Genomic DNA, 23,565 nt, shown 5'->3' with positions numbered 1-23,565 from the left:
GATGATCTGTCAGACTGGATGCCTGATTTACGCGACCGAACGCCGGCACGCAAACAAAACGCTGTTCGATCAGGCGGCGGCCCATCGGCATGAGCCGCCGCCCTCGTCAATCCAATGTCGCAAGGCGCGCCGGTTAGACGTAGCGATTGACGATGTTCTCCAGGTGTTCCTGCCGTCCGGATTTCGGCTGCGGGTTGATGTCGGCCTTGCGCACCCACGCTTCGATCTCCGCCAGCGAGAAACCGCCGTCGAGCATCTTCTTGGCTTCGGCACCATTCCAGCCGGCATAGCGGTCCTCGACAAAGCTCGTCAGCACCCCGTCCTCGACCATCTTCGCCGCCGCCTTCAGCGCCCGCGCACAGGTATCCATGCCACCGATATGGGCGTAGAGCAGGTCTTCGGGATCGAGCGACTGACGACGCAGCTTTGCGTCGAAATTGGTACCGCCGGTGGAGAAACCGCCGCCCTTGAGGATGGCATAATAGGCGAGCGCCATCTCGGGCACATTGTTGGGGAACTGGTCGGTATCCCAGCCCGACTGATAGTCGTTGCGGTTCATGTCGATCGATCCGAAGATCCCCAGAGCCTGCGCCAGTTCCAGTTCGTGCTCGAAGGAATGGCCGGCAAGGATCGCATGCCCCTGCTCGATATTGACCTTGACCTCGTTTTCGAGCCCGTGCCGCTTGAGGAAGCCGTAGACGGTGGCAACGTCATAATCATACTGGTGCTTGGTCGGCTCTTGCGGCTTCGGCTCGATCAGGATGGTGCCCTTGAAGCCGATCTTGTGCTTGTACTCGACCACCAGATTGAGGAAACGGCCAAGCTGGTTGTCTTCGCGCTTGAGGTCGGTGTTGAGCAGGGTCTCGTAGCCTTCGCGCCCGCCCCACAGCACGTAGTTGGCGCCGCCAAGCTTGTGGGTGGCGTCGATGCAGGTCTTCACGGTCGCCGCGGCGAAGGCGAAGACATCCGGATCCGGATTGGTCGCAGCACCCGACATGTAGCGCCGGTTGGAGAACAGGTTGGCCGTGCCCCACAACAGCTTCACGCCGGTGGCTTCCTGCTTGCCTGCGAAATAGTCGACGATCTCTTCGAGGTTCTTCGTATTCTCGGCAAAGTTGGAGCCCTCCGGACGCACGTCGGCATCGTGGAAGCAGTAGAAAGGTGCACCCAGCGCTGAGAACATTTCGAAAGCGACGTCGGCCTTCAGCTTGGCGAGATCCATCGAATCGGCCGGAAACCAGGGACGGTCGAAGGTGCGTCCGCCAAACGGGTCGCCGCCCTCCCAGGCAAAGGAATGCCAGTAGGCAACGGCAAAGCGCAGATGGTCTTCCATCCGCTTGCCCATGACCATCTCGTCGGCATTGTAGTGGCGGAAGGCCAGCGGATTGCTGCTCTCCGGCCCCTCATACTTGATCCTGGTGACGTCTCCGAAAAATCCTGTGCTCATGACATGGCTCCTTTGATTGCGGGATAAAGGGCACGATACTTCAGGTATGCCTCGTCGAAGGCTGCCGAGAGATCGCGATTGGGGTGAATGGTTCTTTCCGTGGCCGGCTGCGTGCACACGGCGAGCGGATCGGCGTTTTCCGCCGCGATCAGGCCGAGCCGGGCTGCCCCGAATGCCGCGCCGAAATCACCGCCTTCGGGTATGTCCACCGGCAGGTCCAGCACGGTGGCCAGCGCCTGCAGCCAGTAGTCCGACTTCGATCCGCCGCCAATCGCGGTCACCCGGGTCAGCGATGTGCCCGCCTGTGCAAGTGCTGCCAGGCTGTCGCGGAAGGCAAAGCAGACGCCTTCGAGCACGGCGCGCGTCAGCGCGGCGCGATCGGACTCGTGTTCGAGTCCGGCAAAACCGCCGCGAATGGAGGCGTCGTTGTGCGGTGTCCGCTCACCGGAAAGATAGGGCAGGAACATCACCGAACCGGGCGCCAGCAGGGTGTCGCCCAGCTCCGATGTCAGCGCTGAAGGCTTTGTCGAAGTGATGCCGGCCAGCCAGTTGAGCGAATCCGTCGCCGACAGGATCACCCCCATCTGGTGCCAGGTTCCCGGCAGCGCATGGCAGAATGCATGCACGGCGCTGTCGGGGTTGGGAAGATACCGGTTGTTGGCGGCAAACAGCACGCCCGAGGTGCCGAGCGAGGCAAAGGCGTGATTGTCGCCCACCGTACCCATGCCGCAGGCGGAGGCTGCATTGTCGCCCGCCCCTCCCGCGATCGGGATCCCCGCCGGCAAGCCGAGATCCTCAGCCACCTCGGCGCGCAACGCGCCGGCACGCTCGGTGCCCTCGACCAATGAAGGCATGTGGCTGCGGTCAAGACCGGTGGCGGAAAGAAGACTGTCGTCCCAGGCGCGCTTGCCGGTGTCGAGCCAGGACGTTCCGGCCGAGTCCGACATCTCGGAAATGGCCTCGCCGGTCAGCCAGAGCCGCAGGTAATCCTTGGGCAACAACACTTTTGCCACGCGGGCGAAGGCTTCCGGCTCGTTGGCCGCCATCCATTTCAGTTTCGGCGCCGTGAAACCTGGGAAAACGATATTGCCGGTCAGGCGCCGGAATATCGGATTGGCATCGAGTTCCGCCGCTTCCTTGTAGCTGCGCGTATCATTCCACAGGATGCATGGCCGGATCACCTTTCCGTCGCGGTCGATGGTCGTCGCGCCATGCATGTGACCCGACAGCCCTATGCCGCGCACCTTGGCCAGGTCCGCAGCATGGGTCTTGCCAAGCTCCACGAGCGCCACCCGGGTCGCCTGGATCCAGCTGTCGGGATCCTGTTCCGACCAACCATGATGCGGCCGCTCGACGGTCAGTGGCGCACTGGCCGAGCCGAGGATGCGCTGATTGTCATCAATCAGCAGCGCCTTCAGCGACGAGGTTCCGAGATCAAGTCCGAGATACATGGCGGCGGATCCTTTCAGCAATATGCGGGATTGGCTCGGGACAGCCGGTCACGGCAGATTGTCCCTGAGGAAAATATCGATGCGAATTCGCTCCTGCGCACTGATGGGCATCAATCCGTCCGAGCGGGCTTTCAACACGCGGATCGCGCTGCGCACTTCATGCCCGCAATCCTGGTTGATGACGGCATCGAACAGGCCGTCGGCAAGCGCCTGGCGCGAATGCTCGGTCACTTCGTGCGCAACGACGGTGAGCTTCCGCGACGCCTGACCGGCCAGGGCTTCGATCAGCCCGCGCGTGCCGGCGCCGAGACTGTAGATCGCCGTGATGCCGGCGTCGGCCTCGAGCGCGGCCGTGACCGCCTGCCTGACCGCGTCCGCATCATCATTGGTCTCCACCGGCCCGACGATTTCGAGCTCCGGGAACTCGGCTGCCAGGACTTCGGCAAAGCCTGACGCGCGGTCCATGTGGTCCGACAGTTTCATCGAACCGGCCACCACCAGCACCTTTCCGGCGCGGCCGCCGCGGAACCGTCCGATCAGCCCGCCGGCAGTCCGCCCGGCCGCCAGGTTGTCAATGCCGCAGTAATGAATCCGTTGCGATCCCGGCAGGTCGGACACCAGTGTGGCGACATGAACGCCGTTTTCGACCAGACGGCCCACCGCGGCGGTCACATCGGGCGTATCGGTTGCGACCAGGGCCACACCCGTAACCTCTGCAGGATCGAGTGAATCGAGAATGTTGACGATAGCCTTCGCATCGAAGGGCGGCACGGTTTCAATCCGGATCGACGTCCGTTCCGCGGGCGACCGCTGCATGGCGGCGCGAATCTCCGCTTCAAGCCCGCGCATGAAGCTGTTCGGACCTTCCGGCAGGATGAAAACGAGCGGATAGATCCGCTTCTTCGCCAGGTTCGCGGCCGTGACGTCGCGCACATACCCGAGCCGCTCCACCGCGGCCTCGACCTTGGCGACGGTCTTCTGCCGCACGCCCGGCCGGGCATTGAGCACCCGGTCGACGGTCGCCAGACTGACGCCAGCTTCAGCCGCAATATCATGTACGGTCGGTCGCATTGTCTCCTCCTGAGGTGTTTTCTAAATGAATTTCTGAGGTACGTAAATCAAAAATTGCGGGAGGCCGGCGCTGCCGGTGCGGCGCGCCAATCACGGTGCGGCATATCGCGCGAAAACCGTTATACTTGACGCCACCGGCACAATATGGCCTAAGGCACCGCCTGCCGGTCTCCGCCGCGCCTTGCCTGGCTGCAGCGTTACCGGACAGCGATCGCAGCCGGCAAAAGCCGCCGCGCGCATCATTCAACCGGACCTGAAAGCGGGCGAACACAACATGGCCAACACTGCAACGCGGGTGCGCATCGCACCGTCTCCGACTGGCGAGCCGCATGTCGGAACCGCCTACATCGCGCTGTTCAACTATCTGTTTGCAAAGAAGAACGGCGGCGAATTCATTCTTCGCATCGAGGACACCGATGCCGCCCGCTCGACGCCGGAGTTTGAACAGAAGGTTCTCGACGCGCTGAAATGGTGCGGCCTTTCATGGTCGGAAGGCCCCGATATCGGCGGCCCCTACGGACCTTACCGGCAGAGCGAACGCAAGGACATCTACCGTCCCTATGTCGACAAGATCGTTGAAAACGGTCACGGCTTCCGCTGCTTCTGCACGCCCGAGCGTCTCGACGAGATGCGCGCCGCCCAGCGCGCGGCCGGCAAGCCGCCGAAATATGACGGCCGCTGCCTGAGCCTCACGGCGGAGGAAGTCACCACCCGCATGAATGCGGGCGAACCATCAGTGGTGCGGATGAAGATCCCCACCGAAGGCGCCTGCAAGTTTGTCGACGGCGTCTACGGCGAGGTCGAAATTCCCTGGGAAGCCGTCGACATGCAGGTCTTGCTCAAGGCCGACGGCATGCCGACCTATCACATGGCCAATGTGGTTGACGACCACCTGATGAAGATCACCCATGTTGCCCGTGGCGAGGAATGGCTGGCTTCGGTGCCCAAGCACATCCTGATCTACCAGTATCTGGGCCTCGAGCCGCCGGTGTTCATGCATCTTTCGCTGATGCGCAACGCCGACAAGTCGAAGCTGTCCAAGCGCAAGAACCCGACCTCGATTTCCTACTATGCGGCGCTGGGTTTCCTGCCCGAAGCGCTGATGAACTTCCTCGGCCTGTTCTTCATCCAGATCGCCGAGGGCGAGGAACTGCTGACAATGGATCAGCTGGTCGAAAACTTCGATCCGGAGAACCTGTCCAAGGCCGGCGCGATCTTCGACCTGCAGAAGCTCGACTGGCTCAACGGCCGCTGGCTGCGCGAGAGCGTGTCCGAAGAGGATTTCATCTCCCGCGTCTTGGCCTGGGCCCAGGAAAACGGTCGTTTCCGCGAAGGCATGAAGCTGGCGCAGTCGCGCATCACCAAGCTGTCGGATCTTCCCGACCTGACCGGCTTCCTGCTGAAGGGCGACCTGGGACTGACGGCAGCCGACTTTGCCAACATCAAGAAAGTCTCGCTCGAAGACGTCCTCCAGATCCTGCAGACGGTTCAGCCTGATCTGGAGAAGATCTTCGAATGGAACGCGGAAAGCATCGAGGCCGAACTCCGCGCCATTTCCGAGCGCAGCGACATCAAGCTCAGAAACCTGCTGGCGCCGCTTTTCATTGCTGTCTCCGGCTCTTCGCGGTCCTTGCCGCTTTTCGATTCCATGTCCATTCTCGGACGGTCTGTCGTGCGCCAGCGCCTGAAGCAGGCTGAAACAGCGGTCAAGGCCGGCGTCGACGCGGCCCAAGCAAACAACGGGTAGAACAATGAACGACAAGACAACCGAACCCGGCCTCTCGTCCGACGTCACCGAAGTGCGCGCGCAGAAGCTCGCCAAGCTGCGCGAGATGGTTGCCGAGGTTTACCCGGCGCATTTTCACCGCACCATGACCAACCAGGAACTTGCGGAAAAATACGCCGACATCGAGCCCGATACGCTGACTGGCGACATCATCACGGTCGCAGGACGGGTTTATTCGTCGCGCAATTCGGGCATGTTCATGGATATCCATGATGCCTCCGGCAAGGTTCAGATCTTCAGCCACAAGGACACCACGCCGGAAGACGCCCGCGCGCTGCTGCCGCTGATCGACATGGGCGACATCATCGGTGTCACCGGCGAAGTCCGCCGCACCAAGCGCGGCGAGCTGACGGTCAACGCCCACGAAATCACCATGCTGACCAAGTCGCTGCTGCCGATGCCGGAAAAATGGCATGGCGTTTCCGACATCGAACTTCGCTACCGCAAGCGCCATCTCGATATTCTCAGCAACGAGGATTCGAAGCTCCGTTTCCAGCAGCGCTCGAAGATCGTCTCGGGCATCCGCCGCTTCATGGAAGACGAAGGCTTCATGGAGATCGAGACGCCGATGCTGCATTCCGTCTATGGCGGGGCCACGGCGGAGCCTTTCAAGACCCATCACAACACGCTCAAGCTCGACATGTACCTGCGCATCGCGCCGGAACTCTATCTCAAGCGCGCGCTGGTCTCCGGCCTGACCGACAAGGTGTTCGAGGTCAACCGCAACTTCCGCAACGAAGGCGTGTCGACCCGGCACAATCCCGAATTCACCATGCTTGAATGCTACTGGGCCTATGCCGACTATGAGGACATCATGGGTCTGGTGGAACGGCTGTTCGAGAAGCTGGCCTTGTCGATCCACGGATCGACCGACGTGATCTATGGCGAGACCACCATGTCCTTCAAGGGTCCGTTCCGCCGGGTTGCCATGCCGGACGCGGTCAAGGAAGCGACCGGCATCGATTTCCGCGCGATTGCCACCGACGAGGAAGCCCGCGCGGCATCGAAGGCGGCCGGTTTCGAGATCGAGGACGACTGGACCTGGGGTGAGTGCCTGGCTTTCATCTTCGAGGAAAAGGTCGAGGCTACACTGATCCAGCCGACACACGTGATCGATTTCCCCAAGGACATCTCACCTTTCGCAAAGGAAGTGCCGGGCGAACCGCGCCTGGTCGAGCGGTTCGAGACCTATTGCAACGCCTGGGAACTGGGCAACGCGTTCTCCGAGCTCAACGACCCGGAAGAACAACGCAAGCGCATGGTCGAGCAGCTCGAGCAGGCGCATGCGCGCGGCGAGATCGAGAAGCAGCTCGACGAGGAATTCCTCGATGCCATCGACCAAGGCATGCCTCCGGCAGGTGGCCTGGGCATCGGCGTCGACCGGCTGATCATGCTTCTGACCAACGCGCCGTCAATCCGGGACGTGATCCTGTTCCCCGCCCGCAAGTCGCGCGGCGAATAAATCCGCAGGGATCAGTGGCCAGCCGGCTTCGCCGGCTCGCCATGGCCTGCCTTTGCCGGTTCGCCGTGACCAGCGGCGGAAGCGGTCTTGGCCTCTTCTTCGACCACATCGCCGTCACATCCCTCGACCTTTTCGATTTCGTGGATGATGGCTTCGATGTCGGACTGCGGCATGTCCACGCGTTCGCCAAAATAATAGCCGGTGCTTGCAGGTAGAGTGTTGACGAAACGCACCTCCCACGGCTGCGTCACCGCAAGCGACTTCGTCGGGACCGGGGCGTAAACGATTTCGGCGCCGATAGCGGCACCGCGAAGCTGGGCTCTCGCCGTCGGGCCGCGATGGTCGGCCACCTGGACGATGACGAGATCGGAATTGACCGTTTCGGAAAGATGGCGCGCCACCCGCAGGCCGGTCTTCACCCGTTCCCTTGGCTCAAGATCATCGCCGGAGATGACAGCGATCAGGCGCTTCTCCTTGCCGCGCCTGAATTCGGACTGGTAGACCGTCTTGCAGTGCCCCCGGGTCTCCTCCTTGAAGCCCGGGATCATGTTCGCCGGAGCAAAAACCAGTGCGGCGGTACCGGATGCGCCGAGGACGAACAGAAATCCACCTGAAAGCAAAGCAAGCTTGCGGGAAATTCGGAAAGCATGGGATAATTTACGCTTGGCGGCTGCCATAACTGGATACCCTTGACGCAGAACAACTCTGCTTAGTGTAGCCAAACGCCCTTACGTAAGTATTAACCCTGTTTATTAAGCTGTGCTTCAATCCGGATCAGGTCGGATCCGGAATTCTGAAACGGCGATCAATGTCGGCTTGCCTTCCGGGGATCTCCAGCCGCATCGGGGATCGCTGGCGCCGGGCGATCACCTTGCCGCGCGCCATCACCATCAGCCGCGTCGCCCGCAAGCGGATCGCCTCGATCGGATTGCCGGCGTCGAGCACGACCAGATCGGCGCGCTTGCCTACTTCCAGGCCATAGTCCTCAAGCCCCATGATCGCGGCACTTTCGGTGGTCACCATATTGTAGCAGCGCCGCATGTCATCCGGGCTGGTCATCTGCGCCACGTGCAGCCCCATGAAGGCGACATCCAGCATGTCGGCTGTGCCCAGCGAATACCAGGGATCGAGCACGCAATCCTGCCCGAACCCGACCCGGATGCCGTGCTTGAGCATTTCCGGCACCCGCGTCATTCCGCGCCGTTTCGGATAGGTGTCGTGACGCCCTTGCAGCGTGATGTTGATCAGCGGATTGGGGATCGCCGCCACTTCTGCCTCGGCGATCAGCGGCAGCAGCTTTGAGACATAGTAATTGTCCATCGAGTGCATCGAGGTCAGATGCGATCCCGCCACCCGTCCCTGCAGTCCGAGCCGCTGGGTCTCATAGGCCAATTGTTCGATATGCCGCGACAACGGATCGTCGGTCTCATCGCAGTGCATGTCGACCATCAACCCGCGCTCGGCCGCAATTTCGCAGAGCTCGGTCACCGAGGCGCGCCCGTCCGCCATCGTGCGCTCGAAATGCGGAATGCCGCCGACAACATCGACGCCGAGATCAAGCGCCCGGATGGTATTTTCCCGGGCGCCGGGAGACCGGTAAAGACCGTCCTGTGGAAACGCGACCAGTTGCAGATCGATGTAGGAGGCGATCTCTTGTCTGACCTCGAGCAGTGCCTCGACAGCAAGCAACCGGTCATCGCAGACATCGACATGGGTGCGGATGGCGAGCAGCCCCATCGAGGCGGCCCAATCGCAATAGGCGAGCGCCCTCTCCTTCACTGCCTCATGGGTCAGAAGCGGCTTGAGCTCACCCCAGAGGCCGATGCCTTCGAGCAGCGTACCCGATGCATTGATCCGCGGCAGACCGTAGGACAGCGTCGCATCCATGTGAAAATGCGGATCGACGAATGGCGGCGACACCAGGTTGCCGGCGATATCGATGGTTTCGCCCGCCTCGGCTTCGATCGCCGGCGCAATCGCTGCGATCCGCCCGTCGCTGATGGCGATATCCGCGGTCGTCCCGTCGGGCAGCACGCCGCCCTTTAGCAAGGTGTCAAAGCTCATCTCTCGCCTTTCTGGTAGGGGATCATCAGCGCCTTCGGATAGGTCGCGCGCCGGGCGACGACGACCAGCGCCACGATCGACAGCACGAACGGCATCATCAGGAAGATCTGGTAGGGAATGACGCCGCCGGTAATCTGCTGCAGCCGCACCTGATAGGCGTCGAAGGCGGCAAACAGGATGGCGCCAATCAGCGCCTTGCCCGGCCGCCAGGAGCCGAACACCACCAGTGCGATGGCGATCCAGCCACGCCCGTTGATCATCTCGAAGAAGAACGAGTTGAAGGCCGACATGGTGAGAAACGCACCGCCGATCGCCATCAGCGCCGAGCCCACCATGACGGCCCCGATCCGTACGGCGGTCACCGAAATGCCCTGCGCCTCGACCGCTGACGGATTTTCGCCCACCGCCCGCACCGCCACGCCCACCGGCGTCCGGTAGAAGACGAAGGCAACTGCCGCGACGGTGAAATAGGCGAGGTAGGTGAGCGGCGTCTGGTTGAAAAGCGTCGGCCCCAACACCGGAATGTCAGACAATACGGGGACCGCGAAGGGCTGGAACGGCTCGATCTTCGGCGGCGAGGAAACTTCGGGCAGCAGGATCCGGTAGGTGAAATAGGTCAGGCTCGAGGCAAGCAGCGTGATCCCGATCCCGGTGACATGCTGCGACAGCCCCAGAGGCACGGTGAGGAAGCCGTGCAGCAGCCCGAACATGGCACCCGTCAGCGCGGCGACGAGCACGCCGGTCCACAGATCCCCGCCCATATAGACCGTGAACCAACCGGTGAAGGCGCCGGCCACCATGATCCCCTCGATCCCCAGGTTGAGCACACCCGCCCGCTCGCAGATAAGCTCTCCCATGGTGGCGAAGATCAGCGGCGAGGCGATCCGGATCGCGGCAACCCAGAAGCTGGCGGTGAACAGAATCTCAAGCGCTTCGTTCATGTCACCTCCAGCGCACGCGGTAGCGCATCAGCATGATTGCCGCGACCATGGTCAGAAGCGACGTCGCCACCATGACCTCGGCAATGTAGCTCGGCACATTGGCGCTGCGGCTCATCGCGTCGGCGCCGACAAAGATGCCCGCCACGAAGATCGCGGCGGCAATCACGCCGAGCGGGTTCAGCATGGCCAGCATGGCGACGACAATACCGGTGTAACCATAGCCCGGCGACAGGTCGAGCGTCAGGTTACCCTTCAGCCCCGCCACTTCGGAAAACCCGGCCAGCGCCGCAAGCCCGCCCGAGAGCAACGCCGTCTTGACGATCACCCGATTGACCGGGATGCCGGCAAACCGCGCGGCTTCCGCGTTGTGCCCGACGGCGCGCATCTCGTAGCCGAGCGTGGTCTTCTTCATGATCACCCAGACCACGATCGCCGAGATAATGGCCAGGATGAAACCGAAATGCAGCCGCTTGCCCTTGATCAGCCGCGGCAATTGCGCGTCCGCAATCACCCGCTTGGACTGGGGCCAGCCAAGTCCCGTCGGGTCCTTCAGGGGTCCTTCGAGCAGCATCGAGACGAACAGCAGAACGATGAAGTTGAGCAGCAGCGTGGTCACCACCTCGTCCACGCCGAATTTTGTCTTGAGAACAGCCGGACCGAGCAGGGCGAGCGCACCGGTCAGCATCGCGGCGATCATGATCAGCGGGATCAGGCCCGCCGATGGCAGGGTCACCGCACCGGTGCCGATCACCACTGTCATCACCGCGCCCAGATAGAGTTGTGCTTCGGCCCCGATGTTCCAGAGCTTGGCCCGGAAAGCCACCGCCACCGCAAGCCCGGTGAAGATCAGCGGCGTCGCCCGAGTCAGCGTTTCCAGTGCCGCAAACTGCGAGCCAGCAGCCCCCTTCAACACCAGCCAGAACACCGTGAGCGGCGACGCACCGGCGATCATCACAAGGAGCGACGAAAACACCACCGTCGCCAGGATCGCTCCCGCCGGCCAGAGGATGCTGGCCGCAACAGATGAGGCAGGTCTCGGTTCAAGCCGCATGGCTCGCCCCTTCGTCGTGTCCGTGCCCGGCCATCAGTTCGCCCAGTTCCATCACGCTGAGCTCCCCACGCAGCGACGGCCTGGAAAGCTGTCCGCGGTGGATCACCAGGATCCGGTCGGAAAGGGTCTGGATCTCATCGAGATCCTCTGAAATCAGCAGAACCGCAGCTCCCCGGTCGCGCGCCTCGATCAGGCGGGCATGAACATAAGCCACCGCTCCGACGTCCAGCCCCCGCGTCGGCTGGCTGGCGAGGATGATATCGGGATCCCCGTCCAGAGCCCGGCCAAGGATCAGCTTCTGCATGTTGCCTCCGGACAAGAGCCGCACCCGCGCATCCGGCGAAGGACATTTGACGTCGTAGGCCTTGATGATGTCATTGGCGAAGGTAGCCGCTGCCTTCCAGTCCAGAAACCCGAACCGCGAGAAACGCGAGCTGCGATAGGCTTCGGATATCACGTTCTCGGCGACGCTCATGTCGCCGATCATGCCGGTGGCGTGTCTATCTTCCGGGATGCGGCCAAGGCCACGCTCCAGCGCGGCGCCCGGCGACCATCGCTCGACCTTTTCGCCATGCACGATGATCTCGCCCTCTACCGGTTCCAGCGTGCCCGATATAAGCGCCGCCAATGCCGCCTGCCCGTTTCCGGAAATGCCGGCGAGACCAGTGATCTCGCCACCGCGCAACTGCATCGAAACCTGCCTGAGCGCCGCACCGCCCAGGCTGCGCGTGGAAATTCCCTTGAGCTCGAACAGACACTCGCGCGGTGAGGACGGACCGATCTCGTTGACCGGCAATTGCCCACCGACCATCAGTTCCGCCAGTTCGCGCCGTGTCGCGTCAGCGGTCTTGCGCTCGCCGGCAAGCTTGCCGCCGCGCAGCACCACCACCCGGTCCGAAACCGACTGCACTTCGCCAAGCTTGTGCGAGATGAAGATCACCGAAAGCCCCGCCGCCACGAGCTTTGCCAGCGTGGCGAAAAGCGCCTCGGTTTCCATCGGCGTGAGCACCGCGGTCGGTTCGTCGAGAATGAGGATCCGCGCCTCGCGATAGAGCGCCTTGAGGATCTCGACCCGCTGCCGCTCGCCAACCGACAGCTCGGTGATCATCCGGTCCGGATCGACCTCAAGCCCGTAATCCGCTGCCAGCCGCCGGATCTTCTCCCTTGCCGCACCTTTGCCCAGATTGAACGACCAGAGCGGCTGCGTGCCCAGCACGATGTTTTCAAGCACCGTCATCTGGTCGGCCAGCGTGAAGTGCTGATGCACCATGCCGATGCCGGCCGCGAGTGCGGCATGCGGATCCCCCGGCGGCAGCGTCTTGCCAAAAACCTCGATGTCTCCTTCGTCGGCGGTGTAATGGCCGAACAGGATGTTCATCAGCGTGGTCTTGCCCGCGCCGTTCTCGCCGAGCAGCGCAACCACCTCGCCGCGCTTGAGCGACAGTGAAATGGCGTCATTGGCAACCAGCGGGCCAAATCTCTTGGTGATGCCCGTGAGGCGGAGAACGGCCTCCGCCTCCTGGCCATTGTTGGCGTCCATCAGTTGGACTTGGGCTCTTCGTCATTGATCTCGACCACGAAGGAGCCGTCCTTGATCGCGGCTTCGCGCTCGGCGACGAGCTTCATCGCTTCTTCAGGAACCTTGCCCTCGAATGTCCCGAGCGGCGCCAGCGAACAGCCGCCTTCCTTCATGAAGGAATAGACCCCGTAATTCTCGGCCTTGAACGTGCCGGCCTTGACCATCGCGATGGCATGGTCGAGCGTCGGCTCGAAATGCCACAGGGCCGAAGCCACCACCGTTTCGGGATAGTCTGTCTGCGTGTCGATCACGTTTCCGATTGCCAGTACGCCCTTTTCCTTGGCGGCATCCGAAACACCGAAGCGTTCCGCATAGAGAATGTCCGCACCGCCATCGATCTGCGCGAACGCGGTTTCCTTTGCCTTCGGCGGGTCGAACCATGAGCCGATGAAGGCTACCTGGAACTTGGTGTCGGGCGCGGTTTCCTTCACGCCGGCCATGAAGGCATGCATCAGGCGATTGACTTCCGGAATCGGGAAGCCGCCGACCAAGCCCATATTGTTCGACTTGGTCATCGCGCCGGCAATGATGCCGGACAGGTAGGATGCGTCCTGGATGTAGTTGTCGAACACCGCGAAGTTCGGTGCATCGTCCTTGGGCAGGAAGCTCGAACCCATCAGAAATGCGGTTTCCGGATAGTCCGCGGCGACCTGCCGGGCAGCATCCTCGACGCCGAAGACCTCACCAACGATCAGATCGTGACCCGCCTCGGCATATTCGCGCATCACGCGCTCGTAGTCGTTGTTCGAGGTATTTTCGGAAAACACATACTCGATGTCGCCGCGGGCGACGGCGGCATTGGCGGCCTTGTGAATGCGGCTCACCCACTGCTGTTCGACCGGAACGGTGTAGATCGCAGCGACCTTGAGCGGCCCTTCGGCGCGCGCCCGGCCGATGAAACCAGGCATGGTCAGCGCGGCGGCGCCGGCAGCGGCGCCGGCGAGAACCTGACGGCGCTTGAGGAGATTGGAATGGCTGGACATGGTCGTTCTTGTCATGGCTGACGCTCCTGTTTGACAAAGATTAAGCTGCACCCGTCGTTATTTTTGACCAAAAGATAAAACGCGCGTCCCGCCTTGGCAACAGCGTAATACTTGCTGTGCACACCCCTTGAACAATCATCTTCCTTCCCGTCGATCATGCCAAAACCGGCGCACCCGCCAGACCAGCGCCGATTTTCGGTTGCGTCTCACGCCCGATCCGGCACAACGGTAACATCGGCCCAATATCCGGCCCGGAGCCGGCCAACAGGTAAGGAGGGGATCTGGATGACCGACGGCTTGAATGGAAATCTGCTGGCGCTCAATTGCGGCTCGTCCTCCATCAAGTTCGCCGTCTTCTCCCCGATATTCGAGCGCAGTTTCTCCGGCCTCATCGAAGCGATCGGGCACGGCCAGACGCCTAAGCTGAAGACATCGACCGGCGACCGGATGGACTTTGGCGGGCCCGATCAAGGCCATGCCGGAGTGCTGCCGCGCCTGATCAATGAAATCATCCTTCCCCGCGCCGGAACGATCATGGGTGTCGGCCATCGCATCGTCCACGGCGGCGAGCGGTTCAACGCCCCCGTTATCGTCGATCCTGACATCCGGGCGGGCATTGCCGAGCTCATTCCTCTGGCCCCAGGACACCAGCCGCATAATCTGGCCGGAATTGACGCAGCCACGCGAGCCCTTCCCGGCGTTCCGCAGATCGCCTGCTTCGACACCGCGTTCCACACCGGCATCGCCGCGGTGCGCCGCGAAATGCCGCTTCCCCGGAGCTACGCCAGGGATGGGCTCATTCGCTATGGCTTCCACGGACTGTCCTACGAGCATGTCGCCGCGAGCCTGCCCGGCCTTGGCCTCTCCCCGGGCCGGGTGATTGCCTGTCATCTTGGCAATGGCTGCTCGATCTGCGGCATGATCGATGGAAAAAGCCTCTGGACCTCGATGGGCTTCACCCCGCTCGACGGCCTGATGATGGGCCAGCGCCCCGGTCGGCTCGATCCCGGCGCGGTCCTCTGGCTGGTCGAAAAGCATGGCGGCGACACAGCCGCCGTCGGCAAGCTGTTCTATCACCAGAGCGGGTTGTCGGGTGTGTCCGGCCTGTCGGGCGACATGCGAACACTTCTTGCCAGCGATCAGCCCGATGCCGCCTTCGCGGTCGAAATGTTCGTCGACCGGCTGGTCCAGGAGATCGGCGGAGCGGCGGCTGGTCTCGGCGGTATCGATGCACTGGTCTTCTCCGGCGGCATCGGCGAGAACGCCGCGCCCATCCGCGCCATGGTTCTCGAAAGGCTCGCATGGCTCGGCTTCGACCTGGACGCGGAAGCCAATGCCGCTGGAGCGGGCCGGCTGACAGCTATAGAAAGCGCGCACCACGCCTTTATCGTCGAGGCGGACGAAGAGCGGATCATCGCCCAGGCGATTGCCGGACTGCTGGGGTGATTTAGCCTATTGCCAGTTGCCGGCCAGCGCCCGGAGCAGGTCCGACCGGCTGATCTGGCCGACCAGCCGTCCCTCGGACATCACCGGAAATCGCCGGAAGCTGCTCGCCAGAAACGCTTCTGCAGCCTCCACGAGATCGAGTTCCGCATCCAGGGACACCGGTTCTGAAGACATGTAGTCGGCGACGGTGTCGCCCCATTCCCTGAAATAGCTCGCGTGCAGCGCCGCCTTTAGACAGTCCTTCTGAGACAGCATGCCGACCAGGTTTCCTGTCGCATCGAGGACCGGCGCGCCGGAGATCCGGTTGTCGATCAGAAGGTTCATGGCCCGGTTGATCTCCATCTCGGGCGTCAGCGTGATCAGCTCACGGCTCATATAGGTCCTGATCCGGGGTCGCTCACTCATGGGTCTGGCCCTTGCGGCAGCCGCTGCAGGAAAGTCCGCTGGCGCAAGCCAGGCCCCCGCACGATCCCTTCAGCGGTGAACGTCCGAAGATAACCCCCAGCGCCAGCCCGAGCACGGAGAGCAGAATCAATCCGAATGCGAGCAGAAATGTCTCCATCGTCTGTTCCTCCTAGGCGGTCACGTAAGCGTCGAATCCACCGGTCATGATCTCCTGGCTGCGGCCCTTCTCAAACCGGACAAACAGCGCCGGGATGGAATGGGTCTCGGCGAACGCCGCCCCCCGCTCCATCCCCATGACCATCAGCGCGGTCGCCAGGGCGTCGGCGCGCATCGCCGCGGAGTCCAGCACCGACACCGATGCCGGCAGGGCGTCGACCGGACGACCGGACCGCGGGTCGATCAGGTGACTGACCCCGCCCCCGCCAAGGCTGATATTCTGCCTGCCGGTTCCCGATGTCGCCAGTGCCAGCGGACCGGGCGCAACGATGCGCTCCATGACACCCGGTTCGGCATCGGGCCGTTCGATGCCGACCTGCCAGGACCGCCCGTCCGGATGGTGCCCGAGCGTACGGACCTCGCCGCCAAGTTCGAATAGGGCCGTCTCCACCCCGGCGGCCGGCAAGCCTTCAATGATCCTGTCGAGCGCGTAACCCTTGGCGATCCCGCACAAATCCAGCGTCAGGCCGGGCACTCGCTTGCGCAATCCGCTGGCCGAGACCGACAGGTCTTCCGGATGTACCCGGTCACCGTGGATGGGGCCAAATCCGAAACGGTTGACCAGCGGACCGATCGTCGGATCGAACGCGCCATCGGTAAAACGCGACATCTCGAGCGCATGCGCCGCGACATTGGCAAGCGGTCTCGAGCAGCCCTGCCAGTCAAGCGTCTCCGCGCGATTGAAGGCAGAGAGTTCCGATTGCTGCTGATACGGCGACATTGCCTGATTGATCTCGGCAACGACTGAAGCCACCAGCTTGAGCACAGCGGCCGATCTGCTTTCATCAGGCAGCACCGCCCGCCAGGTGCTTCCAAATGCCGGACCGCCGATACCGGTCGTTCCGGCATTCGCCGGAAGCGTGGTGCAGGCCACCGCAGCCGCGGTCGAGACAAGGAATTGGCGTCGTGTCATCCGCATGGCATCAGACTCCGAAATCATCAGTGAAGATATGGGACTTGTCGACGCCGGCATCATCCAGCATCGCCAGCACCGCCCGGATCATCATCGGCGGTCCGCAGAGATAGTACTCGCAAGCCTCCGGCGCCGGATGATCCCGGAGATGCTTCTCCCAGGCCACCATGTGCACAAAACCGGTGCTTCCCTGCCAGTTGTCTTCGGGGCGCGGGTCGGAAAGCGCCACCGTCCAGCCGAAGTTCGGATGCTTTTCGGCCAGCGCATCAAACTCGTCCTGATAGGGCAGATCGGCTTTGTTGCGCGCGCCGTACCAATAGCTGATGCGGCGGTTGCTCTTCAGCCGCTCCAGCTGGTCGAAGATGATCGCGCGCAGCGGCGCCATGCCGACACCGCCGCCGATAAAGATCATTTCAGCCTCGCCGGGTTGGGCCCGGAAGCTGCCGAACGGCCCGGAAGTATCGACCCTGTCTCCCGGCTTGAGCGAAAACAGCCAGGAGGAAACCACGCCGGGCATCACGTCGGGAAGCGACGGCGGTGGCAGCGCCAGCCGGATGTTGAGCACGATCCGTCCGGCTTCGGTATCCTCCGGCCGGTTGGAGACCGAGTAGGCCCGCGTCACCGGTGCGGGACTGGACACCTTGAGCGCCCTAAGTGTCTGCCAGACCGCCGCGTGGGCATCGGGCACGTCGATCTCCGAGTAATTCTGCTCGAACGGCGGGGCGGTCACCTGCACGAAGGACCCGGCCTCGATATCGAGCTTCATGCCGTCGGGCTGACGCAACACGATTTCCCGGATCAACGGCGTCAACGCCCGCACGCTTTCAACCGTGCAGACGAATTTTTCCGCCGACATCAGGTCGTTGTCGACTTCGACTTCCATGTCGCCGCGCATCACCACCTGGCAGGCGAGATGGTAATGATCGCGGAGGTCCGCCTTGGTCAGCCGAGCGGCCTCCGTCGGCAGCGGCGCGGAACCGCCCTTGAGGATCTTGACCCGGCACAGGCCGCAGGTGCCCGCACCTGCACAGGCCGATGGCACGAGGATACCATTCTCGTTCAGCGCAGACAGCAGCTTGACCCCGGTGCTGGTGTCAAACCTGCTCGATCCGTTCACGGTCAGCACAGCCGGGCGCGACGGCGACAGGATCGAACGGGCAAACATCACCGTGACCGCAAGCACGAGCACGATCACCGTCAGCAGGACAATGCCAAGAACAATCTCAGTCATGGCGTCACCAGAGAGAAGGCCGAGAAACCGAGGGACATCAGGCCGGTGACGATGAAGGCACTGGCCAGTCCCTCGACACCCTTCGGCATGTCGCTGTACTTGAGCCTCTCGCGAATGGCCGCGAAGATGATGATCGCCAACGCCCAGCCCACCCCGCTGCCGATACCGTAGACGACCGATTGCTCGAAATCATAATGGCGCTCGACCATGAACAGGCTGCCACCGAGGATGGCGCAGTTGACCGTGATCAGCGGCAGGAAGATGCCGAGCGCCCGGTAGAGCCGCGGCGCAAAGCGGTCCAGCGTCATCTCCAGGATCTGCACCATCGCGGCAATGACGCCGATGAAGCTCACCAGCTTCAGGAAGGTCAGATCGATATCCGGCAGCCCGGCCCAGGCCCATGCGCCCTCGATCAGCAGCAAATTGAAGATCAGGTAGTTGACCGGGACGGTAATTGCCTGCACGACGATGACCGCCAGCCCGAGGCCGACAGCCGTATCCACCCGTTTGGAGACGGCCAGAAAGGTGCACATCCCCAGGAAGAACGACAGCGCAAGATTTTCCTGAAAGATGGATTTGATCAGCAACTCGCTCATGGCCGGCGGTCCTCCGCGGCCTTCAGACGGAACTCAGGCTGCTCCACTTGCTCGGGACGCAGAACCCGCACCAGCCAGACCAGAAGCCCGAGGATGAAGAACGCACTCGGCGCCAGTTGCATCAGGCCAAGCGGCTCGAACCAGCCGCCCTCGGCTACGGTCGAGACCAGCGGAACGCCCATCAACCCGCCGGTTCCAAGAAACTCCCGCAAAGCCCCGACAATCAGCAGGATCAGGCTGTAGCCGAGGCCGTTTCCAAGCCCGTCGAGCACGCTCGGCAGCACCGGATTGCGCATGGCGAAGGCCTCCGCACGGCCAAGTACCAGGCAATTGGTCACGATCAGCCCGACAAAGATTGACAGCCGCTTGCTCATCTCGAACATGAAGGCCTGCATGAACTGGTCGATCACGATGACGATCGAAGCCACGATGGTGATCTGGATGATCAGCCGGATCGAGGGCGGAATATGATGCCGCATCAGGCTGATCACACCGCCCGACAGGCAGAGCACCACGGTCAGCGCCACCGACATGGTGATTGCCGTGGACAGCGTGGTGGTCACAGCCAGAGCAGAGCAAATGCCCAGGATCTGCAGGGTGACCGGGTTGTTGCCGATCAGCGGGCTAATGAGATGGTGTTTGAGCGACATCCTAGAGACCCTCCTGCCTGAGCCTGGTCAGGAACGGGCCAAACCCCTTGTCCCCCAGCCAGAACCGCAACATGTTGGTGATCCCGTTGCTGGTGCGCGTCGCGCCGGAAATCCCGTCGACTTCATAGGGCGTGGAAGCCCCGCCACGCACCAGTTCGATGCGGACAGTTCCGGTCTCGTCGGCAATCTTCTTGCCAGGCCAGAGCGCCAGCCATTCCGGTTCCTCGATCCGGGCGCCAAATCCGGGCGTATCGCCCTGTTCGACAATCGCCAGCGCGGCAATGGTGGTCAGATCCGCCTCGATCGCCAAAGCTGCACGAATGGTGGATTGATATCCGGCGCCATAGACCGGCAACACGATCAGCTTCAGGTCGCCATCCTTCTGCAGCAGATAGACAGGCGACTGGTTGGCCCGCCGCTTGATGCCGGCAATGTCTGCCTCTGCATCAAGTGCTACGCTGGCGTCCGGGTCCTGCAGCGCCGCTTCGAGATCAAAACCGGCGGGATCCTCGCCGCTCGCGAAACTGCCGTCGTCCAGGTTGACCAGCCGCGTTTCCAGCGTATCGACCCCGGATTCCATCATCAGGTCACGCATGCCCGGCAGCGTATCGAGCATCTGGTCGATACGTGCCTGCCGTTCGGCCGCCCGGTTGGCCTCCTGGTAGGGCCTCAACATGACCGCTGTCACCGACACCGCCGCAGACGAGACCAGCGCGACGAGGACTGCCATGCCGATGATCTTGACCAGATCGTCATTCGAGCGGGCGAAGAATTTTCGAATGGGTGACAACAGTTCAGCCATGCCGCCTCCCCCGCCGTCCGACGATCAGCGTTACCGTGACATGATCAATCAGCGGTGCAAACAGGCTTGCAAGAAGCGATGCGAACACGATGGCCGCCGGCGCGATCGCGGACCCTGCAAGCGTATCGAAGAGCACGATCAGCAGCCCGGCCAGAACACCGTACACCCAGCGGCCCCATTGCGTGGACGCGGCAGCTACGGGATCTGAGACGAGGAAAACAAGCCCGAACGGGGCGGTTGCCAGAACCGTTGGCAGCCCGCTCGCCCCTTGCCGGGTAAGTTCCGCGGCGATCAGCGCGGCAGCCGCGGATGCCAGTACGCGCCAGGATATCAGTCCGCCCCAAAGCAGCAGCACGGCGCCCGGTAGGGTTGCCAGCGCCATGGATTCACTCGGCTCGGACAAGCCGGCACCGGCAAAGGAAAACACCAGGAATCCGGCTGCCGCGGCGGCTGCCGACACAATTCCATAGCCCCTTCCGCCGAACACCAGTTCGCCGAACACCACCCCGAAGCTCGCGGCCATGGCGATCTGCCAGAGCGGCACCGTCGCCGGCACCAGAACCGATACAATCAGCGCAGTCGTCACCGTGTGGAAGCTCAGGGATCGGCCACGGATCAGATCAAAGGCGAGCTCCCAGACCAGGCAGGTAATCGACGCGGTGACCAGCACCGCTATTTGCGCAGACCCGCGCTCGGCCAGACTTACGCCCATGGGCACGACCAACGCAACCAACTGGGCCAGCGTAACCCGCGCAGGTGTCCATCCGCTGCGCTGTTGCATGAGATGGGAATCGAGGAGCCAGCCGGTCATGCATCCTCCGCAAGTTCATCGAGCACATGGCGCAGCATCCGCCGGTAATCCGCGCCGCTGGTGCAGGCAAGCGAGACGGCCGCCAGATCCTCTTCGACCATTTCCAGGCATCCCAGACGGCTGGCGGTTTCCGCGTCGCCAACGCTCAGGGCGCGCAGGAACGGCACGACCGGAACATCCAAGGAAAGCGCACGCTCAAGTGCTGCAGTGGGAACCAGCGGTGCGGGCATTGAGGAAGCCCGCCGGAAACGTGCCATCACCCCTCGTTCCGGAGTATTGACAGGCTTGGGTGCATCATCAAGCAGGGTAATCTGATGGTGGTAACGTCCGAGCCAGGAAGCCTTGCGTCCATTTTCCGCCGACCCGGAAAGCACGCAAAGCGGAGCACCACCGGTGCCCGTCACGGTCTCCTCGCGGATCAACTCCTGCAGACTCGCCCCAGCAACCGTCCTGAGCAATCTCGGTTGCTTTGCCCGCGGACCCACAATGGCGACAACGCGGCTGCAATCAGGAATACCGGTCTCGATCAGCCTTCCGATCGACAGCACATCCTGATAACCGATGCTCCAAACCGACCGGCCCCAGCCGACCGGATGCAGCCGGTGAATATGGGTTCCGGCAAGACCGGAAGCGGCGCCAGAGGAAAAGAAGGCGCCGCGAATGCGGTCGCCAAGCCCCGCCGCGATATCCGCCCCCTGCGACTGGCAAACATGCACCGTCCCGTCGGTCAGGAGGGCCAGCGCCTTCAGACCCGCCGCAAACACCTCATGCTGCCCGGCAAGCACCACCCTGGGATCGGGCGCATGCGGATTATCGGCGGTCACCGTGACGAAGATCGCTTCCGGTGCGGCGTCGGGAGCCGGGATGCGGCCGAAGGGGCGAGTCAGGAAAGCAGGCCAGAAGCCATTCGCCAGAAGTGCCGCGCGCACCGCGGTGGCCGACGACATGGCCATCTTGACCGGATCCGGCTCATGATGCCCGGTCTCCCGGCGGATCACCAGAGCCGACAGGCTGCGGCGCGGCCCGAGTGTGATCGATTCGACAACACCGGAAATCGGTGAGGCGAAAACAACTTCCGGATGGGCGCGGTCATGAAACACCGCCTGGCCACGCTTGATCCGGCTGCCCTGTTCACAAAGCAGTTTCGGCCGCAGGCCGGGCAGATCGGCACCCAGCAAGGCGATCCGTCCGACAGGCGCTCCATCATGGACCGTCTGTTCGGGCAACCGCGCATGTTCAGTCCTGAACCATGGCAACACTTTCCGACACCACCTTGTTTCATCAGCCTGATTGCCACGAATCGGGCCATTGCATTGAACACACAACCAGAGCCCCTAGACCCTTCGTGGGGAAACCCTATCAGGATGAGACCGGACATCCATTGAGCGAGATCAATGCGGGCGCGCGATCCGACGTCATAATCACGGCACAAGAAGAGCATCCCGAATTGCCGCAAAGCCAATTTGACTGAACCGCTGGAGGTCTGCCATGTCCTACATCCGTACCCTGATATCCCTGTTGCCACTGGTCTTTGTCGGCATCCCGGTCACCCAGGCGCAGCAAACATCACCCGTCACTGCGATCGTCGAAAGCTGGATGGCCTCGCCGCACGGCGACAGGAAAGCCGAAGCTTTCGTTCACTGGAACAAGGAAGGCGCGGTACCAGAGGATTGCGCCACATGTCATTCCTCGTCCGGAATGCTCGATTTCCTTGGCGCTGACGGATCGGCGGCAGGCAAGGTGGATGCCCCGGCATCAATCGGCTCCTCGGTCGATTGCGTCGCCTGCCACAACCAGGCGGCCCATGATCTCAAACAGATCACCTTCCCATCGGGGGAAGTCATGACGGAAGCCAGCCCGTCGGCGATCTGCATGGTCTGCCACCAGGGCCGCGCTTCAAGCGACAGCGTCAATGCGGCGATCGCAGGCGCGGAGGACGACACCGTCAACGGCGATCTCGGCTTCGTCAATGTGCATTACGCCGCCTCGGCAGCAACCATGTTCGGCGGTTCGGTTCGCGGCGGTTACCAGTATGAAGGCAAGGCCTACGCCGAGCGCTTTGCGCACGTGCCCGACTTCAACACCTGCACCACGTGCCACAATCCGCACACGACCAAGGTCGTCGCCATCGATCAATGCGTGACCTGCCACAAGGGCGCAGAAACCGTGCGCGACATACGCACCACTCCGGCGGATGTCGATGGCGACGGCAACGCCACAGAAGGCATCGGCGCCGAAATCAGCACCCTGCATGAAAAGCTCGGCGACGCTATCCGGCTCTATGCAAAGGACGTGAGCGGCAAGCCTGTGGCCTATGACAGTCACGCCTATCCCTACTTCTTCAACGACCTGAATGGAAACGGCACGGCTGACCCCGACGAAGCCAAGTTCCCCAACAGCTACAAGAGCTGGACGCCACGGCTTTTGCGCGCTGCCTACAACTACCAGTTCCTGGCCAAGGAGCCCGGTGCCTATGCGCACAATCCGCGCTACGCCATTCAACTCGCCTATGACAGCCTTGAGGACTTGGCATCCAAGGCCACCGCGGTCGACATGGCCGGCATGACACGGCCCTGATGGAAGCCATAACCTTGCAATCACCAGCCCGGAACCTGTTTGCCGGGCTGGCGATTGATCATGACAGTCCGCAGGAAACCGCA

22 protein-coding genes are annotated in these 23,565 nt (G+C 62.6%); 4 read left to right on the top strand and 18 right to left on the bottom strand.

Annotated elements, in window-relative coordinates; translation table 11 throughout:
• Positions 1 to 133: 133 nt before the first annotated feature.
• Genes xylA through O4H62_RS23410 form a run of 3 tightly spaced genes read right to left on the bottom strand, consistent with a single transcriptional unit; the run spans position 134 to position 3,969 of the window.
• Complete coding sequence (gene xylA / locus O4H62_RS23420) at positions 134 to 1,447, bottom strand: xylose isomerase (RefSeq protein WP_269391295.1); 1,314 nt, start codon at positions 1,445 to 1,447, stop codon at positions 134 to 136.
• Complete coding sequence (gene xylB, locus O4H62_RS23415) at positions 1,444 to 2,898, bottom strand: xylulokinase (RefSeq protein WP_269391294.1); 1,455 nt, start codon at positions 2,896 to 2,898, stop codon at positions 1,444 to 1,446. The genes xylA and xylB overlap by 4 nt, the downstream gene beginning before the upstream one ends.
• Positions 2,899 to 2,946: 48 nt before the next feature.
• Positions 2,947 to 3,969: a LacI family DNA-binding transcriptional regulator gene (locus O4H62_RS23410; RefSeq protein WP_269391293.1), complete on the bottom strand. Its 1,023-nt coding sequence runs from the start codon at positions 3,967 to 3,969 to the stop codon at positions 2,947 to 2,949.
• Between the two features lie 274 nt (positions 3,970 to 4,243).
• Here O4H62_RS23410 and gltX point away from each other — a divergent pair, with 274 nt between their 5' ends.
• Complete coding sequence (gene gltX, locus O4H62_RS23405) at positions 4,244 to 5,716, top strand: glutamate--tRNA ligase (protein WP_269391292.1); 1,473 nt, start codon at positions 4,244 to 4,246, stop codon at positions 5,714 to 5,716.
• Positions 5,717 to 5,720: 4 nt separating this feature from the next.
• Complete coding sequence (gene lysS, locus O4H62_RS23400) at positions 5,721 to 7,217, top strand: lysine--tRNA ligase (RefSeq protein ID WP_269391291.1); 1,497 nt, start codon at positions 5,721 to 5,723, stop codon at positions 7,215 to 7,217.
• A gap of 11 nt (positions 7,218 to 7,228) precedes the next feature.
• Here lysS and O4H62_RS23395 read toward each other — a convergent pair whose 3' ends face one another.
• From O4H62_RS23395 to O4H62_RS23370, 6 genes are all read right to left on the bottom strand, one after another.
• Positions 7,229 to 7,894 carry a hypothetical protein gene (locus O4H62_RS23395; RefSeq protein ID WP_269391290.1) on the bottom strand — a complete coding sequence of 222 codons (666 nt, stop codon included), beginning with the start codon at positions 7,892 to 7,894 and terminating at the stop codon, positions 7,229 to 7,231.
• 97 nt (positions 7,895 to 7,991) lie between these two features.
• Positions 7,992 to 9,281: an amidohydrolase family protein gene (locus O4H62_RS23390; RefSeq protein ID WP_269391288.1), complete on the bottom strand. Its 1,290-nt coding sequence runs from the start codon at positions 9,279 to 9,281 to the stop codon at positions 7,992 to 7,994.
• Entirely contained in the window at positions 9,278 to 10,222 is a 945-nt protein-coding gene (locus O4H62_RS23385; protein WP_269391287.1) for an ABC transporter permease, read from the bottom strand. The genes O4H62_RS23390 and O4H62_RS23385 overlap by 4 nt, the downstream gene beginning before the upstream one ends.
• Before the next feature lies 1 nt (position 10,223).
• Positions 10,224 to 11,273 carry an ABC transporter permease gene (locus tag O4H62_RS23380; protein ID WP_269391286.1) on the bottom strand — a complete coding sequence of 350 codons (1,050 nt, stop codon included), beginning with the start codon at positions 11,271 to 11,273 and terminating at the stop codon, positions 10,224 to 10,226.
• Complete coding sequence (locus tag O4H62_RS23375) at positions 11,263 to 12,813, bottom strand: ABC transporter ATP-binding protein (RefSeq protein WP_269391285.1); 1,551 nt, start codon at positions 12,811 to 12,813, stop codon at positions 11,263 to 11,265. The genes O4H62_RS23380 and O4H62_RS23375 overlap by 11 nt, the downstream gene beginning before the upstream one ends.
• Entirely contained in the window at positions 12,813 to 13,835 is a 1,023-nt protein-coding gene (locus O4H62_RS23370) for a BMP family protein (protein ID WP_430538511.1), read from the bottom strand. Before O4H62_RS23370 ends, O4H62_RS23375 begins: the two co-directional genes overlap by 1 nt.
• 285 nt (positions 13,836 to 14,120) lie before the next feature.
• On the opposite strand from O4H62_RS23370, the gene O4H62_RS23365 reads away from it, so the two are divergent.
• Positions 14,121 to 15,281, top strand: coding sequence for an acetate/propionate family kinase (locus O4H62_RS23365; RefSeq protein WP_269391283.1), 1,161 nt, complete (start codon positions 14,121 to 14,123; stop codon positions 15,279 to 15,281).
• A gap of 6 nt (positions 15,282 to 15,287) precedes the next feature.
• Here O4H62_RS23365 and O4H62_RS23360 read toward each other — a convergent pair whose 3' ends face one another.
• From O4H62_RS23360 to O4H62_RS23320, 9 genes are read right to left on the bottom strand one after another with little or no spacing between them, the layout of a single operon-like run.
• The gene (locus O4H62_RS23360) at positions 15,288 to 15,686 is read right to left on the bottom strand and encodes a CBS domain-containing protein (RefSeq protein WP_269391282.1); all 399 of its coding nucleotides are present in this window, start codon (positions 15,684 to 15,686) and stop codon (positions 15,288 to 15,290) included.
• Positions 15,679 to 15,843, bottom strand: a complete 165-nt coding sequence (locus O4H62_RS23355) for a hypothetical protein (RefSeq protein WP_269391281.1) — start codon at positions 15,841 to 15,843, stop codon at positions 15,679 to 15,681. The genes O4H62_RS23360 and O4H62_RS23355 overlap by 8 nt, the downstream gene beginning before the upstream one ends.
• Before the next feature lie 12 nt (positions 15,844 to 15,855).
• Entirely contained in the window at positions 15,856 to 16,821 is a 966-nt protein-coding gene (locus tag O4H62_RS23350) for an FAD:protein FMN transferase (protein ID WP_269391280.1), read from the bottom strand.
• Positions 16,822 to 16,825: 4 nt separating this feature from the next.
• Positions 16,826 to 18,046 carry an NADH:ubiquinone reductase (Na(+)-transporting) subunit F gene (gene nqrF, locus O4H62_RS23345; RefSeq protein WP_269391279.1) on the bottom strand — a complete coding sequence of 407 codons (1,221 nt, stop codon included), beginning with the start codon at positions 18,044 to 18,046 and terminating at the stop codon, positions 16,826 to 16,828.
• Entirely contained in the window at positions 18,043 to 18,642 is a 600-nt protein-coding gene (gene nqrE / locus O4H62_RS23340; RefSeq protein WP_269391278.1) for an NADH:ubiquinone reductase (Na(+)-transporting) subunit E, read from the bottom strand. The genes nqrF and nqrE overlap by 4 nt, the downstream gene beginning before the upstream one ends.
• On the bottom strand, positions 18,639 to 19,292 hold the full coding sequence (locus O4H62_RS23335; protein WP_269391277.1) for an NADH:ubiquinone reductase (Na(+)-transporting) subunit D: 654 nt from the start codon (positions 19,290 to 19,292) through the stop codon (positions 18,639 to 18,641). Before O4H62_RS23335 ends, nqrE begins: the two co-directional genes overlap by 4 nt.
• A gap of 1 nt (position 19,293) precedes the next feature.
• A complete protein-coding gene (gene nqrC, locus O4H62_RS23330) occupies positions 19,294 to 20,094 on the bottom strand; it encodes an NADH:ubiquinone reductase (Na(+)-transporting) subunit C (protein WP_269391276.1) in 801 nt (266 codons plus the stop codon).
• Positions 20,087 to 20,905, bottom strand: coding sequence for an RnfABCDGE type electron transport complex subunit D (locus O4H62_RS23325; RefSeq protein WP_269391275.1), 819 nt, complete (start codon positions 20,903 to 20,905; stop codon positions 20,087 to 20,089). The genes nqrC and O4H62_RS23325 overlap by 8 nt, the downstream gene beginning before the upstream one ends.
• The gene (locus O4H62_RS23320) at positions 20,902 to 22,131 is read right to left on the bottom strand and encodes a hypothetical protein (protein ID WP_269391274.1); all 1,230 of its coding nucleotides are present in this window, start codon (positions 22,129 to 22,131) and stop codon (positions 20,902 to 20,904) included. The genes O4H62_RS23325 and O4H62_RS23320 overlap by 4 nt, the downstream gene beginning before the upstream one ends.
• A gap of 262 nt (positions 22,132 to 22,393) precedes the next feature.
• On the opposite strand from O4H62_RS23320, the gene O4H62_RS23315 reads away from it, so the two are divergent.
• Positions 22,394 to 23,482: a polyheme membrane-associated cytochrome C gene (locus O4H62_RS23315; protein ID WP_269391273.1), complete on the top strand. Its 1,089-nt coding sequence runs from the start codon at positions 22,394 to 22,396 to the stop codon at positions 23,480 to 23,482.
• The last annotated feature ends 83 nt before the right edge of the window (positions 23,483 to 23,565 follow it).

The sequence above is a fragment of the Parahoeflea alexandrii genome, from assembly GCF_027214025.1.
Taxonomy (GTDB): domain Bacteria; phylum Pseudomonadota; class Alphaproteobacteria; order Rhizobiales; family Rhizobiaceae; genus Hoeflea; species Hoeflea alexandrii_A.
Note: the sequence above shows the minus strand (reverse complement) of the source record. Positions and strands in the feature narration are given on the sequence as shown.

Excerpts from the sequence above, each read along its gene's own strand:
- O4H62_RS23355 (WP_269391281.1), bottom strand. The coding sequence starts at position 15,843 with ATGGAGACATTTCTGCTCGCATTCGGATTGATTCTGCTCTCCGTGCTC.
- O4H62_RS23335 (WP_269391277.1), bottom strand. The coding sequence starts at position 19,292 with ATGTCGCTCAAACACCATCTCATTAGCCCGCTGATCGGCAACAACCCG.
- nqrF (WP_269391279.1), bottom strand. The coding sequence starts at position 18,046 with ATGACTGAGATTGTTCTTGGCATTGTCCTGCTGACGGTGATCGTGCTC.
- O4H62_RS23375 (WP_269391285.1), bottom strand. The coding sequence starts at position 12,813 with ATGGACGCCAACAATGGCCAGGAGGCGGAGGCCGTTCTCCGCCTCACG.
- O4H62_RS23325 (WP_269391275.1), bottom strand. The coding sequence starts at position 20,905 with ATGACCGGCTGGCTCCTCGATTCCCATCTCATGCAACAGCGCAGCGGA.
- O4H62_RS23390 (WP_269391288.1), bottom strand. The coding sequence starts at position 9,281 with ATGAGCTTTGACACCTTGCTAAAGGGCGGCGTGCTGCCCGACGGGACG.
- O4H62_RS23395 (WP_269391290.1), bottom strand. The coding sequence starts at position 7,894 with ATGGCAGCCGCCAAGCGTAAATTATCCCATGCTTTCCGAATTTCCCGC.
- nqrC (WP_269391276.1), bottom strand. The coding sequence starts at position 20,094 with ATGGCTGAACTGTTGTCACCCATTCGAAAATTCTTCGCCCGCTCGAAT.
- O4H62_RS23360 (WP_269391282.1), bottom strand. The coding sequence starts at position 15,686 with ATGAGTGAGCGACCCCGGATCAGGACCTATATGAGCCGTGAGCTGATC.
- xylB (WP_269391294.1), bottom strand. The coding sequence starts at position 2,898 with ATGTATCTCGGACTTGATCTCGGAACCTCGTCGCTGAAGGCGCTGCTG.
- O4H62_RS23380 (WP_269391286.1), bottom strand. The coding sequence starts at position 11,273 with ATGCGGCTTGAACCGAGACCTGCCTCATCTGTTGCGGCCAGCATCCTC.
- O4H62_RS23365 (WP_269391283.1), top strand. The coding sequence starts at position 14,121 with ATGACCGACGGCTTGAATGGAAATCTGCTGGCGCTCAATTGCGGCTCG.
- O4H62_RS23350 (WP_269391280.1), bottom strand. The coding sequence starts at position 16,821 with ATGCGGATGACACGACGCCAATTCCTTGTCTCGACCGCGGCTGCGGTG.
- O4H62_RS23315 (WP_269391273.1), top strand. The coding sequence starts at position 22,394 with ATGTCCTACATCCGTACCCTGATATCCCTGTTGCCACTGGTCTTTGTC.
- O4H62_RS23370 (WP_430538511.1), bottom strand. The coding sequence starts at position 13,835 with ATGTCCAGCCATTCCAATCTCCTCAAGCGCCGTCAGGTTCTCGCCGGC.
- xylA (WP_269391295.1), bottom strand. The coding sequence starts at position 1,447 with ATGAGCACAGGATTTTTCGGAGACGTCACCAGGATCAAGTATGAGGGG.
- nqrE (WP_269391278.1), bottom strand. The coding sequence starts at position 18,642 with ATGAGCGAGTTGCTGATCAAATCCATCTTTCAGGAAAATCTTGCGCTG.
- O4H62_RS23410 (WP_269391293.1), bottom strand. The coding sequence starts at position 3,969 with ATGCGACCGACCGTACATGATATTGCGGCTGAAGCTGGCGTCAGTCTG.
- gltX (WP_269391292.1), top strand. The coding sequence starts at position 4,244 with ATGGCCAACACTGCAACGCGGGTGCGCATCGCACCGTCTCCGACTGGC.
- O4H62_RS23385 (WP_269391287.1), bottom strand. The coding sequence starts at position 10,222 with ATGAACGAAGCGCTTGAGATTCTGTTCACCGCCAGCTTCTGGGTTGCC.
- lysS (WP_269391291.1), top strand. The coding sequence starts at position 5,721 with ATGAACGACAAGACAACCGAACCCGGCCTCTCGTCCGACGTCACCGAA.